General features: G+C 58.4%; 17 protein-coding genes. 14 read left to right on the top strand and 3 right to left on the bottom strand.

Translation table 11 applies throughout. From position 1 onward, the window contains the following. Window positions 1-41 precede the first annotated feature (41 nt). On the bottom strand, window positions 42-959 hold the full coding sequence (locus ACZRN6_RS10680; RefSeq protein ID WP_464007910.1) for a putative 2-dehydropantoate 2-reductase: 918 nt from the start codon (window positions 957-959) through the stop codon (window positions 42-44). Window positions 960-1,085: 126 nt separating this feature from the next. Here ACZRN6_RS10680 and ACZRN6_RS10675 point away from each other — a divergent pair, with 126 nt between their 5' ends. Both ACZRN6_RS10675 and ACZRN6_RS10670 read left to right on the top strand, forming a co-directional pair. After that, window positions 1,086-1,571 (top strand): YajQ family cyclic di-GMP-binding protein, encoded by a 486-nt coding sequence (locus tag ACZRN6_RS10675; protein ID WP_464007909.1) that lies wholly within the window; start codon window positions 1,086-1,088, stop codon window positions 1,569-1,571. Between the two features lie 135 nt (window positions 1,572-1,706). Then, the gene (locus ACZRN6_RS10670) at window positions 1,707-2,549 is read left to right on the top strand and encodes a mechanosensitive ion channel family protein (protein WP_322143493.1); all 843 of its coding nucleotides are present in this window, start codon (window positions 1,707-1,709) and stop codon (window positions 2,547-2,549) included. Window positions 2,550-2,738: 189 nt separating this feature from the next. Here ACZRN6_RS10670 and ACZRN6_RS10665 read toward each other — a convergent pair whose 3' ends face one another. Beyond that, window positions 2,739-4,010: an OprD family porin gene (locus ACZRN6_RS10665; protein ID WP_322143494.1), complete on the bottom strand. Its 1,272-nt coding sequence runs from the start codon at window positions 4,008-4,010 to the stop codon at window positions 2,739-2,741. Window positions 4,011-4,893: 883 nt separating this feature from the next. Between ACZRN6_RS10665 and ACZRN6_RS10660 the strand changes: the two genes are divergently transcribed. Beyond that, window positions 4,894-5,319, top strand: a complete 426-nt coding sequence (locus ACZRN6_RS10660; RefSeq protein WP_322143495.1) for an HIT domain-containing protein — start codon at window positions 4,894-4,896, stop codon at window positions 5,317-5,319. Between the two features lie 3 nt (window positions 5,320-5,322). Further along, window positions 5,323-5,529 (top strand): SlyX family protein, encoded by a 207-nt coding sequence (locus ACZRN6_RS10655; protein ID WP_017847119.1) that lies wholly within the window; start codon window positions 5,323-5,325, stop codon window positions 5,527-5,529. An 83-nt stretch (window positions 5,530-5,612) separates the two neighbouring features. On the opposite strand, the gene ACZRN6_RS10650 is transcribed toward ACZRN6_RS10655, so the two are convergent. Beyond that, window positions 5,613-6,215: a cold-shock protein gene (locus ACZRN6_RS10650; RefSeq protein ID WP_003209798.1), complete on the bottom strand. Its 603-nt coding sequence runs from the start codon at window positions 6,213-6,215 to the stop codon at window positions 5,613-5,615. Window positions 6,216-6,644: 429 nt separating this feature from the next. Here ACZRN6_RS10650 and ACZRN6_RS10645 point away from each other — a divergent pair, with 429 nt between their 5' ends. The 10 genes from ACZRN6_RS10645 to tolQ all read left to right on the top strand — a co-directional run bounded on the left by ACZRN6_RS10645 (window position 6,645) and on the right by tolQ (window position 14,702). Next, complete coding sequence (locus ACZRN6_RS10645) at window positions 6,645-7,118, top strand: Dps family protein (protein WP_464007908.1); 474 nt, start codon at window positions 6,645-6,647, stop codon at window positions 7,116-7,118. Between the two features lie 224 nt (window positions 7,119-7,342). Continuing rightward, window positions 7,343-7,696, top strand: coding sequence for a ribbon-helix-helix domain-containing protein (locus ACZRN6_RS10640; RefSeq protein WP_322143496.1), 354 nt, complete (start codon window positions 7,343-7,345; stop codon window positions 7,694-7,696). A 219-nt stretch (window positions 7,697-7,915) separates the two neighbouring features. Then, window positions 7,916-8,137, top strand: coding sequence for an FmdB family zinc ribbon protein (locus ACZRN6_RS10635; protein ID WP_010208103.1), 222 nt, complete (start codon window positions 7,916-7,918; stop codon window positions 8,135-8,137). A 108-nt stretch (window positions 8,138-8,245) separates the two neighbouring features. After that, window positions 8,246-10,021, top strand: a complete 1,776-nt coding sequence (gene aspS, locus ACZRN6_RS10630) for an aspartate--tRNA ligase (RefSeq protein ID WP_076017427.1) — start codon at window positions 8,246-8,248, stop codon at window positions 10,019-10,021. 151 nt (window positions 10,022-10,172) lie between these two features. Next, the gene (locus ACZRN6_RS10625; protein ID WP_010169954.1) at window positions 10,173-10,919 is read left to right on the top strand and encodes a YebC/PmpR family DNA-binding transcriptional regulator; all 747 of its coding nucleotides are present in this window, start codon (window positions 10,173-10,175) and stop codon (window positions 10,917-10,919) included. A 181-nt stretch (window positions 10,920-11,100) separates the two neighbouring features. Next, window positions 11,101-11,625 carry a crossover junction endodeoxyribonuclease RuvC gene (ruvC, locus tag ACZRN6_RS10620; RefSeq protein ID WP_218263106.1) on the top strand — a complete coding sequence of 175 codons (525 nt, stop codon included), beginning with the start codon at window positions 11,101-11,103 and terminating at the stop codon, window positions 11,623-11,625. 115 nt (window positions 11,626-11,740) lie between these two features. Then, the gene (ruvA, locus tag ACZRN6_RS10615; protein ID WP_010169952.1) at window positions 11,741-12,352 is read left to right on the top strand and encodes a Holliday junction branch migration protein RuvA; all 612 of its coding nucleotides are present in this window, start codon (window positions 11,741-11,743) and stop codon (window positions 12,350-12,352) included. After that, entirely contained in the window at window positions 12,353-13,411 is a 1,059-nt protein-coding gene (ruvB, locus tag ACZRN6_RS10610) for a Holliday junction branch migration DNA helicase RuvB (protein ID WP_322143498.1), read from the top strand. Window positions 13,412-13,549: 138 nt separating this feature from the next. Then, a complete protein-coding gene (ybgC, locus tag ACZRN6_RS10605; RefSeq protein ID WP_322143499.1) occupies window positions 13,550-14,005 on the top strand; it encodes a tol-pal system-associated acyl-CoA thioesterase in 456 nt (151 codons plus the stop codon). A gap of 1 nt (window position 14,006) precedes the next feature. Further along, a complete protein-coding gene (tolQ, locus tag ACZRN6_RS10600; RefSeq protein ID WP_322143500.1) occupies window positions 14,007-14,702 on the top strand; it encodes a protein TolQ in 696 nt (231 codons plus the stop codon). Window positions 14,703-14,719 lie beyond the last annotated feature (17 nt).

The following is a 14,719-nucleotide window of genomic DNA, read 5'->3' as shown; positions in this document are numbered from 1 at the left end:
TTTTCGCAGCAAAGGAACAAGCAGGCAGGGTAGCGCGTGGTTCAGTCGCTGGGCAATCCGCGTGCAGACAGTCGTTGTACCAGGCGCGCCTGGAGTTGTTGCAGGTGTGGCAAGGTCAACTGGTGGCGGGCGGCCGCCTGGCAGGCGTAGCCCAGCAAGTAGCTGATTTCGGTGCGCCGGGCACTGGCAACGTCCTGGTACATCGAGGAGTAATTGGCCGCGGTGGCCTGGATCACGCGTTCCACTTCGCTTTGCAGGTCTTGCGCGGCCGCGGGCTGGCCGCAGCATTGCAGCAGGTCGGCGAGTTCGGCGCACAGGGTGGCGACTTCGCATTGATGGGCTTGCAGGTCACCATTGCGGCATTCGTACAGCACGGTCAGCGGGTTGATGGCGCAATTCAAGGCCAGTTTGCGCCACAGGCGGGTGAGGATGTCGGTGCTCCACTCATGGGGAATGCCGGCGGCCTGCAAGTCATCCAGCCATAGCGGCGGGGTAGGGTGGCTCGCATCTCCCAGCCAGGTGTAGCCGTGGCCGGCAAACACCACGCGCCAGTCGCTTTCGCGAAACGCGCCTTCGGTGCTGGAGGCGAAAATGCAGCGTGCCTGGGGCAGTTGTGCGGCGACTGCGTCCTGGCTGCCCAGGCCGTTTTGCAGCAGGATCAGTTCGGCGTCCGGCACCAGGCGGTGCTCGAGCTGTGCGACGGCGTGTTGTGCATCGTAGGCTTTGCACGCAACCAGCAGGCGATGGATCGGCTCTGTGCTATCGGATGTTTCGCCGACGACGGGGTAGGTATGGGCCGTGCCTTGCTCGACCAGGGTCAGCCCCTTGGCCGCCTGGTAACTCGCCAGCCGTGCGTCGTCCCGCAGGATCAGGCGCACGGGTAACCCCGCGCGGGCCAGGCGCGCGGCCCACAATGTTCCGAGGCTGCCGGCGCCGAGGACATGCCAGGTGGTCGACATCAGTTTTTACTCCGTAAGCCTGCCTGCAGTGAACGAGGCGAAAGAACCGCTATAATGCCCGGGCATTTTAGCCCGGGCGTGCTCCATCTCTACTGAGCCGCGCCCCTTTTTTATTGGAGAAACTACATGCCGTCGTTCGACGTGGTATCCGAACTGGACAAGCACGAACTCACCAACGCCGTCGAGAACGCCGTCAAGGAGCTGGATCGTCGTTATGACTTGAAGGGCAAGGGCAGCTTCGAGTTCAAGGAAAAGGACCTCACCGTCAACCTGACCGCAGAAGCCGACTTCCAGCTTGAAGCGATGATTGAGATCCTCAAGCTGTCGCTGGTCAAGCGCAAGATCGATGCGCAGTGCCTTGAAATCAAGGACGCCTATGCATCCGGCAAGCTGATGAAACAGGAAGTGGTGTTCAAAGAGGGCATCGACAAAGAGCTGGCGAAGAAAATCGTCGCTCACGTCAAGGATGCCAAGCTCAGGGTCCAGGCCGCGATCCAGGGCGAGCAGGTGCGTATCACCGGCAAGAAGCGTGATGACTTGCAAGAGGCCATTGCTGCCCTGCGCGCCAAGACTTTCGACATGCCGCTGCAGTTCAACAACTTCCGCGACTGACAGCCCTTTGGGGAACCTGTGGGCGTTTTTGACGTCCCACGCCCCAGAGTCTGCGCCGACCATTGAGCCCTACGGGGCTCAATTGCATTTATGGCCACTCAATATGCCGAGCATCCGGTAAACAGGAGAATGTAGATGGATTTGAACGCTGAAGTGGATCACCTGATCAAGACCTCGGAGTCGTGGTTACCGATGATCATGGAATATGGCAGCCGATTTTTGCTGGCGCTGGTTACCTTGGCCATCGGTTGGTGGCTGATCAATGTCTTGACCCACCGCGTGGGGCGTTTGCTGGCATTGCGTAATGCTGACCTGGCGCTGCAACACTTCATTACCAGCCTTGCAAACATTGCGCTCAAAGTCATGCTGGTGGTCAACGTGGCCTCGATGATCGGCGTGGCAACCACTTCGTTCGTTGCTGCAATCGGTGCCGCCACCCTGGCCATCGGCCTGGCATTGCAAGGCAGCCTGGCGAACTTCGCCGGTGGTGTGCTGATTCTGTTGTTCCGTCCGTTCCGCATTGGTGACTGGATCGAAGCCCAGGGCACCTCCGGTACCGTCGATAGCATTCAGATCTTTCACACCGTGTTGCGCACCGGCGACAACAAGACGGTGATCATCCCAAACGGCAGCCTGTCCAACGGCCTCATCACCAACACCAACCGTCAGCCGACCCGCAAAGTGGTGTTTGACGTAGGTGTCGACTACGAAGCCGACCTGCAGAAGGCGCGTGAAGTGCTGCTGGAGCTTGCCAACGACCCACGCGTACTGGCTGACCCGGCACCGGCAGCCGTGGTTTCGACCTTGGGCGATAGCTCGATTACGGTGTCCCTGCGGATCTGGACCAAGACTTCGGATTATTGGGATGTGATGTTCATGTTCAATGAACTGGCACGTGACCGTTTGAAAGCGGCGGGGATTGATATTCCATTTCCACAGCGGGTTATACGCGTCGTGCAGGAAAGTGCTACTAAGTAACATTGCAACGGGTGAATTAAACCTGGCCAATGTGTCAGGTTTGATACATTGGACAAACTAGATAGCTAGCTTGCTAGTTATCTGTTCAAGGCGATTAAGTTGCAATAAAAAAGCCGCTCACTTGCGAACAAGTGAGCGGCTTTTTAGTTAGGGCCAAGCCCTAAGTCATCGTTGTAATCAAACTGTCAATTACAGGATGTTCAGCGGGTATTGCGCGATCAGACGCAGTTCGTCGATCGACGCCGAACCGTAGTACACACCATCGCTGGAGCGATAAGTGGCTTGACGTACACGCAGGCTCAGGTCTTTAGCCGGGCCGCTCTGGATCACGTACTTGGCTTCGATGTCACGTTCCCACTCTTTGCCGTTTGAGGTGTCGGCGGTGTTGGCGCCGGTGCCTTTAACGTAGCGAGTCATGAAGCTTAGGCCTGGTACGCCGAAAGTCGCCATGTTCAGGTCGTAGCGAGCCTGGAAGGACTTCTCGTCTTCAGCGTTGAAGTCGGAACGAGCGATGGAGTTGGCCAGGAAGATCGTGCCGCCGCCGTCTACGCCGTAGCCGTAGTCACCGTCACCGCTAACCTTCTGGTAGGCCAGGGTAAAGGTGTGAGCCTGGATGGTGTACGCGCCTTGCAAGCTATAGGCCCGGTTGTCCAGTTTGGTGGTGCCGTCTTTCTCAGCCCGTTGCAGGCCAGCGCCATCACTTTTGGTGCTGTAGATGTTGAAGTCGACCGCCAGGGACTGCTCATTGCTGAGCGCATGGGTCCAGTTCAGGTTGGCGTAGGTTTTCTTCCAGTAGTCTTCGGTCTTCGCGTAGTAGAGGCTGGCGCTGACTTCTGGAGTGAGGGCATAGACGCCACCGATGAAGTCGGTTTTTGTCAGGCCCAGGCTGTCGCGGTAGGTCTGGGCTTGTGCCACGCTCGAAGTGAAGTGACCGCCTTCAAGTTTCAGGCCTTTGATCTCGTTGCTGACAAGCGAGATACCCTGTGGCAATTCAGGCAGCAGACGGCTGTCATCGGAAGCGAATACAGGCGCGGTGGTGTACTGGTCGCCGATTTTCAGGACCGTATCGGAGATACGGAACTTAACTGCGCCGCCGCCCTTGGAGTAATCATCCTGGGCGCGACCGTCGGAGCCAGTTGGAAACAGGCCAGTGCCGGAACGACCCTTGCCGCTGTCCAGTTTGACGCCCAACAGACCGATGACGTCGACACCCACACCGATGGTGCCTTGGGTGAAGCCCGACTGGTACAGGCCGTTGAAGCCCAGACCGGTTTCGTCGACGCGGCTCTTGCCGGTGTCATTGTTACGGAAGTCGCGGCTAAAGTTCAGGAGGCGAGTGTTGATGCTGAATGTGCTGTCTTCAACAAAGCCCTTGGAATCGTCCTGGGAGGACGCGATTGCGAACTGCGAGGTGCCTGCTGAAACAGCGAGGGCGATCATGCTCCACTTCATCACGCGCATCGTGATTTGCTCCTTTGGTTTTAGGAAGAGTACTGCCGTCCCACCTATATTTTTGTCTGGGCGGCTCTTTCTTTTTTGTGTCGGCGCAAACTTATATCACGCTGACAATATTGGCGATACTTGCCCATCTATCCTTTCAGCTTCTTTACGAGCCTGTCGTAAATTGCTATGTCCATGTCGCAAATTTACAGTCCGAATGTAACCGGACTGACAACTTCAATACTGTTTTAAAACCTTGAAACCAGGGTGGAAAAGTCACCCTTGAAAGTTTTAACACTTCCCTGAAAAGCATTGACCCGCTGTAGTTTTCTGTCGCGAAACACCGGCTTCCTGCGGGTGCTGTTGTCGACCATATGAGTGTGAATGCAACAAGCGTGCACAAACGCGTGGCTGAATGTGATTTTTTCGTGAAAATTGTCAACGCGCTGTAAAAACCGCATAAGCACGGGCTTTTTACGCCGTTTGGTTTGGCTTCGGCGTGCCTGCTGTACTCCTGTGTGCAGGAGCGTAACCCCTGCACCCGAGCAAAACGTTACCGGTTCACCCCGTTCGGTGGGTAGTGTGCGGGTCCGTTTAACGCTCAAATGGGTCATTTTGGTGCAGTTGCTTCCTGCGCACATTTTTGCTCCGTGCCACTGCTCTCTGCGTGCAAGCCCTCTGGTTCAAGGTCTTGAGGCATATCCTGTGCCCTGACTTTGACTGAGTGTGGGGGCGCTGGTCATTTAGCGTAGCTGAAATATTGGCCTGTCTCGAAATGGTGCGCTTTTTTTTGTGCCGTCCTGTTTAGGCGCGTATTTGACCGGGAGCATTCACCGTGAAGCGCCCGGCATTCGCAGGTATGCTGGGCGCCTGAAACCTGACCCGCCGAACGGGAGTGACTGCTGTGTTCGCCTTAGATCCACGTCTTCAACAAGACACCTTGCCCCTCGGGGATTTTCCCCTGTGCCGGCTGCTGCTTTGCAATGACTCGAATTACCCATGGTTCATCCTGGTGCCGCGTATTGATGGTATCAGCGAAGTGTTTCAACTGGATGTCGCTGACCAGCAGCGGGTGTGGCAGGAGAGCACCGCGCTGGCGCAACTGCTTAATGAAGGGTTTGGCGCCGATAAAATGAACATTGGCGCCCTGGGTAATGTGGTCAGCCAACTGCATGTGCATGTGATTGTGCGCAAGCGCGATGACGCGGCCTGGCCAGCGCCGGTCTGGGGCAAGCATCCGGCAAAGCCCTACAGTGACGAGCAAGTGGCGGCGATTCGTGCACGCCTGCGCGAGATCCTGCCGACTGACTTCACGTTCCTGGAGGCTTGAACCATGGACCTTCAAGACCGTGTAACCGACCTGGAGAGCCGCCTGGCCTTTCAGGACGACACCATTGAGACCCTCAATGACATCCTGGTCACCCAGCAGCGGGCAGTCGAGCGCCTGCAATTGCAGATGACAGCGCTGCTCAAGCGCCAGGAAGAAATGGGCGGCCAGTTCGAGTCGTCCGAGGAAGAAGCACCGCCGCCTCATTATTAACAGGATTGGGGTGAATCCCCGGGCGTAAAAAAACCGCGATACAGCCAGGCTGCATCGCGGTTTTTTGTTTCGGGGTGCTGGAATCAGCGACGCGGCAACGCGGCGATCACATCTTCAGCTTGCAGGCCCTTGTCACGGTTCATCACGGAAAACTCCACGCGCTGGCCTTCAACCAGAACGCGATGGCCTTCGCCGCGAATCGCCCGGAAGTGGACGAAGATATCGTCGCCCGAATCCCGGGAAATAAAGCCGAAGCCCTTGGAGGTGTTGAACCACTTGACGGTACCGGTATCCCGGTTAGTCATGTCGTAGCTTTGCGACGCAGCGGCCGGGGAGGAACGGTAAAAACTGATGGCCAGATGAAGAACGATGGCAACCAGTGCGATTGCCAAACTGAGCAGGACGGCCGGGTGGCCACCCACTTCAGGCATAGGCGCCAGCAGGGTGAGGGTTTGTACGACAACAGCCAGGACCAGCAGGGCGCTGACCAGGTTTTGCAGTTGATGACGCGGGCCTTTGTTCCAGTAAGGAATGACTGGAGCCAGTGTCAGGTTAAGAAGACCAAAGAAGGTCAGGTAGAGAGCGTCAGGTTGTTGCAGGTAAGGCAGGGTTTCTGATCGCAGGCTGGGGATAAAGGACAGCAGCAAAGCTGCAGCGCCCGTTAGCAGGTGGACGATTTTCAACATTTTGATTAACTCACGTTAAGACGGATCACAAGGAAGAGCTGACTGGCACGGTTCGCTTCTGAACAATGGGAGGCGCTGGGCACGTGCACGGGTATCAGCCTATGCGGCTGCCGCAAAAAATAACGGTGGCGACACGCTGCCTATTTAACAGCAAAGCCTGTGCCTACTCAAATCAAGCATTTCGGGGTGTTGCGAGGCGAGCGGCATTTCTGCGTCAAACGCTTGTCCTAGACAGGTGCGGAGCTGTTCGTCGGGCGTCGGGTAATTTTTCTTGCGCCGCTTGAGGCCTTGCCGACAGTGCGAAAGGGCTCCGCAAGGGGCGATTTGCCGCACCTCGGGTGCGGCTCTCAGGCTGCGCGAGGCCGGTACTCTTGCTAGAGTGGTCCTGCACCTGATCAATGAATTTTTTATCAATTGAAGGGGAAAAACATGGCAATCGATATTGGTATCAGTGAAGAAGACCGTAAATCAATCGTTGATGGACTTTCGCGACTGCTTTCCGATACCTATGTACTGTACCTGAAGACTCACAACTTCCATTGGAACGTAACGGGTCCCATGTTTCGCACGCTGCACTTGATGTTTGAAGAGCAGTACAACGAACTGGCGTTGGCGGTGGATTCAATTGCAGAGCGTATTCGTGCCCTCGGCTTCCCGGCGCCGGGTGCTTACTCGGTGTATGCGCGTCTTTCTTCGATCAAGGAAGAAGAGGGCGTACCGAGTGCTGAGGACATGATCAAACAATTGGTCGAAGGCCAGGAAGCGGTTATCCGAACGGCTCGCGGCATCTTCCCGTTGTTGGATAAAGTCAGCGATGAGCCCACTGCAGACTTGCTGACCCAGCGCATGCAAGTTCATGAAAAAACGGCGTGGATGTTGCGTTCCCTGCTCGAAAGCAAATAAGGCGCTGTGGCGCGGAGGCGTCGAACTGACGCCCCTCGCCCTGCTTGTCGTGCCGGTGCCACGGCCTTTTCCTCATTCTGCGAGCTTCCCGACGCGCGCGTTGGCTTGTCCTACGGTGATCAACTCCCTGTCTTCTGGCTGCACGTGTCTTCTTGATGTTTTATAGGCTCAACGGCCAATGAGAATACTCAGGAGTGGCTGTTAGGCAATGGAGTGTCAAGTGTATGTCACGTGGAGCGGGTAATGGAGTGATGGAAACGGTCGGGTTTCACAAGATAAAGATGGACCCCTTTGCCAAGGGGTTTGATATGGACTTGGCCAGGCCACTGTCCCGATCAGTCAGGCTTAATGGTTTTTCGACGTGTTTGCGACTTGAACAAGTCTATTGGAATATTCTGACGGAAATCGCCAGGATCAATACCTGCTCGGTCAGTGCACTGTTGTCTTACGTAGACCGCGAAGTGCACTTGCGTTACGGCGGAGTGAAGAACTTCAGCGGCCTGGTGAGGGTGGTGTGCGTGGTCCATGTATTAAAAGGACGGGTTACCGCGCCGGCCAGCGAGTTCAGCCCGGGATGATTCGCCTGCCAGGTGCCGCGCCCGGGAAGTTTCCGGTTCGGGCCCCTGGCAGGCGTCCGGTATGGCCACCTATATATAAAGCAGGGCGCCGCTACGGCTGCACAGCCTCGATTTACCAGATATAATCCCGGGCTTTGCTGCGCATGCCGGGACTTTCCCACGGGACAGAGTCAGGGCAGGGCGTGGCTTACGTCGTGATCTGATCGCCGAGACATCTCCATGCCCATGTACGACTATCAATGCGCTTCCTGTGGTCATCAGTTGGAAGCCATTCAAAAGATCAGCGCCGCGCCGCTGGTCGATTGCCCAGCCTGCCAGGCGCCGGAGCTTAAAAAGATGTTGTCCATGCCGGGCTTTCGCCTGAGTGGCAGCGGCTGGTACGAGACCGACTTCAAGACCGGCTCGAAAAAGAATCTGGCCGGCGGCGACAAAGCAGACTGAGTTGAACTCTACGCGCAGGCTCCTGCATTATCCGTCACCTGACTAAGCTGTACGGTGATGAGGCAGGCCTCCACCGAATTTCGAATTACGAGAAGCGAAACCACTATCATGATGCGCAGCCACTATTGCGGCCAACTGAACGAGACCCTGGAAGGTCAGGAAATCACTCTTTGCGGATGGGTTCACCGTCGCCGCGACCACGGCGGGGTGATCTTCCTCGATATCCGTGATCGTGATGGTCTGGCCCAGGTGGTGTTCGATCCGGACCGCGCCGAGAGCTTCGCCGCCGCCGATCGCGTGCGCAGCGAGTACGTCGTGAAGATCACCGGCAAGGTTCGCCTGCGTCCGGCCGGTGCCACCAATGCCAACATGGCATCGGGCATGATCGAAGTGCTGGGCTATGAGCTGGAAGTGCTGAACGAATCGGAAACCCCGCCGTTCCCGTTGAACGAGTTCTCGGACGTTGGCGAAGAAACCCGCCTGCGTTATCGCTTCCTTGACCTGCGTCGCCCGGAAATGGCCGAGAAGCTGCGTCTGCGTTCGCGCATGACCACCAGCATCCGTCGCTTCCTCGACGAGAACGGCTTCCTCGACGTCGAGACGCCGATCCTCACCCGTGCTACCCCGGAAGGCGCCCGCGACTACCTGGTGCCGAGCCGTACCCACGCGGGTTCCTTCTTTGCGTTGCCGCAATCGCCACAGCTGTTCAAGCAACTGCTGATGGTCGCCGGCTTCGACCGCTACTACCAGATCGCCAAGTGCTTCCGTGACGAAGACCTGCGGGCTGACCGCCAGCCGGAATTCACCCAGATCGACATCGAGACCAGTTTCCTCGATGAAAAAGAGATCATGGGCATCACCGAGCAAATGATCCGCAACCTGTTCAAGGAAGTGCTGGACCTGGAGTTCGGCGAATTCCCGCACATGACCTTCGAAGAAGCCATGCGCCGTTACGGTTCCGACAAGCCCGACCTGCGTAACCCGCTGGAACTGGTTGACGTTGAAGACCAGCTCAAGGATGTCGACTTCAAGGTGTTCAGCGGCCCGGCCAACGACCCGAAATGCCGTATTGCCGCGCTGCGCGTTCCTGGCGCCGCGAGCATGCCGCGCAAGCAGATCGACGACTACACCAAGTTCGTCGGCATCTACGGTGCCAAGGGCCTGGCGTACATCAAGGTCAACGAGCGCGCCAAGGGTGTTGAAGGCCTGCAGTCGCCAATCGTCAAGAACATCCCTGAAGCCAACCTCAACGTGATCCTTGATCGCGTTGGCGCGGTCGACGGCGACATCGTGTTCTTCGGCGCCGACAAGTCCAAGATCGTCAGCGAAGCACTGGGTGCACTGCGGATCAAGGTCGGTAACGACCTGAACCTGCTGACCTGCAAGTGGGCGCCGATGTGGGTGGTCGACTTCCCGATGTTCGAAGAGAACGACGACGGCAGCTTCAGCGCCCTGCACCACCCGTTCACCGCGCCCAAGTGCACGCCGCAAGAGCTCGAAGCCAACCCGGCTGGCGCTCTGTCCCGTGCCTACGACATGGTGCTGAACGGCACCGAGCTGGGTGGCGGTTCGATCCGTATCCACCGCAAGGAAATGCAGCAATCGGTCTTCCGCCTGCTGGGCATCAACGAAGATGAGCAGCAAGAGAAGTTCGGCTTCCTGCTCGACGCCCTGAAATACGGCGCACCACCCCACGGCGGCCTGGCTTTCGGCCTGGACCGCCTGGTGATGCTGATGACCGGTGCCCAGTCGATCCGTGAAGTGATTGCCTTCCCGAAAACCCAAAGTGCTGCCGACGTCATGACGCAGGCACCGGGTGTGGTGGATGCCAAGGCACTGCGCGAGCTGCATATCCGTTTGCGCGAAGCACCAAAGGCTGAGTAAGGCCGCAGCGTGAAAGCGCGATAAGGTTTTACATTGTCAGCTAAGGGCGCATCTTCGGATGCGCCTTTGCGTTACAAGGGCTGTACGTTAAAGGGGGAAGTCCCGCCTGGGGCGGGATCGACAGGTTTCTACAGAATTTCGGAGTTGTGTTATGGCTGGCCATTCCAAGTGGGCGAACATCAAGCACCGCAAAGAGCGTCAGGATGCCAAGAAAGGCAAGATCTTCACCAAGTGGATTCGCGAGCTGACCGTAGCTGCGCGCCAGGGTGGCGGTGACCCGGGCTCCAACCCGCGTCTGCGCCTGGCCCTGGACAAGGCGCTGGGCGCCAATATGAGCCGCGACATCATCGACCGTGCCGTGGCCCGTGGCGCCGGTGCGGCCGATACCGATGACATGGTCGAGTTGAGCTACGAAGGCTACGGCCCCGGTGGCGTGGCGGTGATGGTCGAGTGCATGACCGACAACCGCAACCGTACCGCGGCTGCCGTGCGCCATGCGTTCAGCAAGTGTGGCGGCAACCTTGGCACCGACGGTTCGGTGGCCTACCTGTTTGAGCGCAAGGGGCAGATCTCCTTCGCGCCGGGCGTTGATGAAGATGCGCTGATTGAAGCGGCGATGGAGGCGGATGCCGACGACGTGGTGACCAACGAAGACGGCTCCATCGACGTGTTTACCTCGTTTGCGGGCTTCTACTCTGTGCGCAACGCGTTGGAAGCGGCCGGTTTCAAAGGGACCGATGCGGAAATCGTGATGCTGCCGACCACCAGCGCCGAGCTGGACCTGGACGGGGCTCAGAAGGTACTCAAGATGCTCGACATGCTCGAAGACCTGGATGACGTGCAGAACGTCTATTCCAACGCCGATATCCCGGAATCGGTAGCCGAACAGCTCACTTAAGTACACCAAAGATCCAATGTGGGAGCTGTCGAGCTCCGGCGAGGCTGCGATGGCATCAACCCGGTCGAGCTGATGCACCGAGGTGCCTTTAGCGCAGGCAAGCCAGCTCCCACAGGGTTCTATGCTGTTTACACAAACCATGTGCCTGGCGCATCCGCTTTAAATCCAACCCGCAGGCGTTATGACTTTAATCCTAGGTATCGACCCCGGTTCGCGAATCACCGGCTTTGGCGTGGTCCAACAGACCCCGCGAGGCTGCGTGTACGTGGCCTCGGGCTGTATCCGTACCGGCGCCGGCGAGCTGGCCGAGCGCTTGCAAATCGTTTATCGCGGCGTGCGTGAAGTAATCCAGACCTATGGCCCCGTGACCATGGGCATCGAAAAAGTCTTCATGGCAAAAAACGCCGACTCGGCCTTGAAGCTCGGCCAGGCGCGCGGCGCTGCCATTGTTGCCGGTGCCGAAGAGGGCATGGAGATCGCCGAATACACCGCGACCCAGGTCAAGCAAGCCGTGGTCGGCACCGGCGCAGCCAATAAGGAGCAAGTGATGATGATGGTCATGCACATGCTCAAGCTCACCTCCAAACCGCAAATCGACGCCTCTGACGCCCTGGCCATTGCCATTTGCCACGCCCATACCCGTTCCAGCCTGATGCCGCACGGCTTGGGCACGGCACGCAGTCGTGGCGGCCGGCTGCGTCTCTGATAGCATCAGCGCAATCATTCTGCGTGGGGTGCATGAACGGCCTGTGCTGTCGGCCGGCATGCCCGCGTTATTACCGGCCAGGCCTTGATCTGCGCCGATTCTTAAGGATTCGAACGTGATTGGACGCTTGCGCGGCACCCTGGCTGAGAAACAGCCGCCGCACCTGATTCTGGATGTAAACGGCCTGGGCTATGAGCTGGAAGTGCCCATGACCACCCTCTACCGCCTACCGTCGGTCGGTGAGCCGCTGACCCTGCACACCCACCTAGTGGTGCGTGAAGATGCCCAATTGCTCTATGGTTTCATCGGCAAGCGTGACCGCGATTTCTTCCGTGAGCTGATCCGCCTCAATGGCGTGGGGCCGAAGCTGGCGCTGGCGTTGATGTCGAGCCTGGAAGTCGATGAATTGGTGCGGTGTGTGTCAGCGCAGGATACGTCCGCACTCACCAAGGTGCCGGGTGTCGGCAAGAAAACCGCCGAACGCTTGCTGGTGGAGCTGAAAGACCGCTTCAAGGCCTGGGAAGTCGTGCCGAGCATGTTCGCCCTGGTGCCTAACCAGCCTGATGCGCCGGGCGTTCCGGTGGCCAGCGCTGAAAGCGATGCGGTCAGCGCGCTGATCTCCCTGGGCTACAAGCCGCAAGAGGCGAGCAAGGCCGTGTCGGCCATCAAGGACAAGAACCTGAGCAGCGAAGACATGATCCGCCGCGCCCTGAAGGGAATGATTTAAGTGATTGAAGCTGATCGTCTGATCGCGGCCACCGGCCCCCGTGACCGTGAAGAAGTCCAGGACCGGGCCATTCGCCCCCTGAGCCTTGCCGAATACATCGGCCAGCCCACCGTGCGCGAGCAAATGGAACTGTTCATCCAGGCTGCACGCGGGCGTAGCGAGTCACTGGACCACACGTTGATCTTTGGCCCGCCGGGCTTGGGCAAGACCACCCTGGCCAACATCATCGCCCAGGAGATGGGCGTGTCGATCAAGTCCACCTCAGGCCCCGTGCTGGAGCGCCCGGGCGACCTGGCAGCGCTGCTGACTAACCTGGAACCCCACGACGTACTGTTTATCGACGAGATTCACCGGCTATCGCCCATCGTCGAGGAAGTGCTGTATCCGGCCATGGAAGACTTCCAGCTGGACATCATGATCGGCGAAGGCCCTGCGGCGCGCTCGATCAAGCTCGACCTGCCACCGTTCACGCTGGTGGGTGCTACCACTCGCGCCGGAATGCTGACCAACCCGTTGCGCGACCGTTTCGGGATTGTTCAACGTCTGGAGTTCTATAGCACGGCAGACCTGGCGACCATCGTCAGCCGATCGGCGAGCATCCTGGGCCTGCCCCTGGACCCGGAAGGCGCCTTTGAAATCGCCCGTCGTGCCCGTGGTACGCCGCGTATTGCCAACCGTTTGCTGCGCCGGGTGCGCGACTTTGCCGAAGTGCGGGCCAAGGGGCATATCACCAAGCCCGTCGCAGACCTGGCGCTGAACCTGCTGGACGTGGACGAACACGGCTTTGACCACCAGGACCGGCGCCTGCTGTTGACCATGATCGAGAAGTTCGACGGCGGCCCGGTAGGGGTGGACAGCCTCGCGGCCGCCATCAGCGAAGAGCGGCACACGATTGAGGATGTACTGGAGCCGTACCTGATCCAGCAGGGCTACATCATGCGTACGCCGAGGGGCCGAGTGGTAACCCGGCATGCCTATTTGCACTTTGGGTTAAACATTCCGTCACGATTGGGCGAGATGCCCGTAGTAGACGAATTCCTCGATGCAGTAGACGATTAAAAACGCTTGGCGATTCGATTTATTCGGCGTTTGTGCTGTCCTAGTGGCTGGCGTCGTCATTCTTTCGTTAGAAATGAGCCACAGAGTGAAAAACAGTTGCCTGGCCGGATTGGCAACCTGAGGAGTAAGCACTAGAGTATGCGCGCGCAAAACGGGGATCAGTCGTTCGCACATCGCTGTCGCGTTTATTACGAGGACACCGATGCTGGCGGCATCGTTTATTACGTCAATTACCTAAAGTTCATGGAGCGGGCTCGAACCGAGCGGCTACGGGAGCTGGGCTTTGCCCAATCCACGCTTGCAGGGGAGGACCTGTTGTTTGTCGTGCATTCCAGCGAGGCACGTTACTACGCGCCGGCGCGACTGGACGACGAACTGCTGGTCAGCGCAGAAATAACCGAATTGAACCGTGCCAGCCTGCGCTTTAAACAGCAGGTCAGGCGGGCTACGGATGCAACGCTGCTCTGTGAGGGGCAGTTCCTGGTGGCCTGTGTTCGCACCAATAGTTTGAAACCCCGGGCCATTCCCGAAACTCTACGCGCGGCCTTTGCCGCCGTGAGCGGCGCGGGTAAACATTCAGAGCAGGAGATTTAGCGTGGAACCTACCGTCGTCGACCATTCCTCCATGTGGAGCCTGGTCAGCAATGCCAGTGTTGTGGTTCAACTGGTGATGCTGGTCCTGGTAGCCGCATCGGTTACCTCTTGGGTCATGATTTTTCAGCGCAGCAACCTGCTGCGCGCCGGTCGACGTGCCCTGGAGAGCTTCGAGGAGCGCTTTTGGTCGGGTATCGACCTGTCCAAACTGTATCGCCAGGCCGGCAGCAACCCGGACCCGGATTCGGGCGTCGAGCAGATCTTCCGCGCCGGCTTCAAGGAATTCTCCCGTCTGCGCCAGCAGCCAGGCGTTGACCCGGAAGCGGTCATGGAAGGCGTGGCCCGTGCCATGCGCGTTGCCATTTCCCGCGAAGAAGAAAAGCTTGAGCAAAGCCTGCCATTCCTCGCCACCGTAGGGTCCGTGAGCCCTTACATCGGCCTGTTCGGTACCGTGTGGGGCATCATGAACTCCTTCCGCGGCCTGGCCCAGGCCCAGCAAGCGACCCTCGCCACCGTGGCCCCGGGTATCGCTGAAGCGCTGATCGCCACTGCTATCGGCCTGTTCGCAGCCATTCCCGCAGTAATCGCCTACAACCGTTTTGCTGCTCGCGGCGAAACCTTGATCAGCCGTTACTACACCTTCGCCGAAGAATTCCAGGCGATCCTGCACCGTAAAGTGCACACCAGCGAAGAATAAGCAGGTAATTCCCAATG

The organism is Pseudomonas sp. A125 (assembly GCF_055409485.1).
Note: the sequence above shows the minus strand (reverse complement) of the source record. Positions and strands in the feature narration are given on the sequence as shown.

Bases quoted from the DNA above. Each gene is read 5' to 3' on its own strand.
- ACZRN6_RS10680 (WP_464007910.1), bottom strand. From the start codon at position 959: ATGTCGACCACCTGGCATGTCCTCGGCGCCGGCAGCCTCGGAACATTG.
- ACZRN6_RS10675 (WP_464007909.1), top strand. From the start codon at position 1,086: ATGCCGTCGTTCGACGTGGTATCCGAACTGGACAAGCACGAACTCACC.
- ACZRN6_RS10670 (WP_322143493.1), top strand. From the start codon at position 1,707: ATGGATTTGAACGCTGAAGTGGATCACCTGATCAAGACCTCGGAGTCG.
- ACZRN6_RS10665 (WP_322143494.1), bottom strand. From the start codon at position 4,010: ATGCGCGTGATGAAGTGGAGCATGATCGCCCTCGCTGTTTCAGCAGGC.
- ACZRN6_RS10655 (WP_017847119.1), top strand. From the start codon at position 5,323: ATGGACCTTCAAGACCGTGTAACCGACCTGGAGAGCCGCCTGGCCTTT.
- ACZRN6_RS10650 (WP_003209798.1), bottom strand. From the start codon at position 6,215: ATGTTGAAAATCGTCCACCTGCTAACGGGCGCTGCAGCTTTGCTGCTG.
- ACZRN6_RS10645 (WP_464007908.1), top strand. From the start codon at position 6,645: ATGGCAATCGATATTGGTATCAGTGAAGAAGACCGTAAATCAATCGTT.
- ACZRN6_RS10640 (WP_322143496.1), top strand. From the start codon at position 7,343: ATGTCACGTGGAGCGGGTAATGGAGTGATGGAAACGGTCGGGTTTCAC.
- ACZRN6_RS10635 (WP_010208103.1), top strand. From the start codon at position 7,916: ATGCCCATGTACGACTATCAATGCGCTTCCTGTGGTCATCAGTTGGAA.
- aspS (WP_076017427.1), top strand. From the start codon at position 8,246: ATGATGCGCAGCCACTATTGCGGCCAACTGAACGAGACCCTGGAAGGT.
- ACZRN6_RS10625 (WP_010169954.1), top strand. From the start codon at position 10,173: ATGGCTGGCCATTCCAAGTGGGCGAACATCAAGCACCGCAAAGAGCGT.
- ruvC (WP_218263106.1), top strand. From the start codon at position 11,101: ATGACTTTAATCCTAGGTATCGACCCCGGTTCGCGAATCACCGGCTTT.
- ybgC (WP_322143499.1), top strand. From the start codon at position 13,550: ATGCGCGCGCAAAACGGGGATCAGTCGTTCGCACATCGCTGTCGCGTT.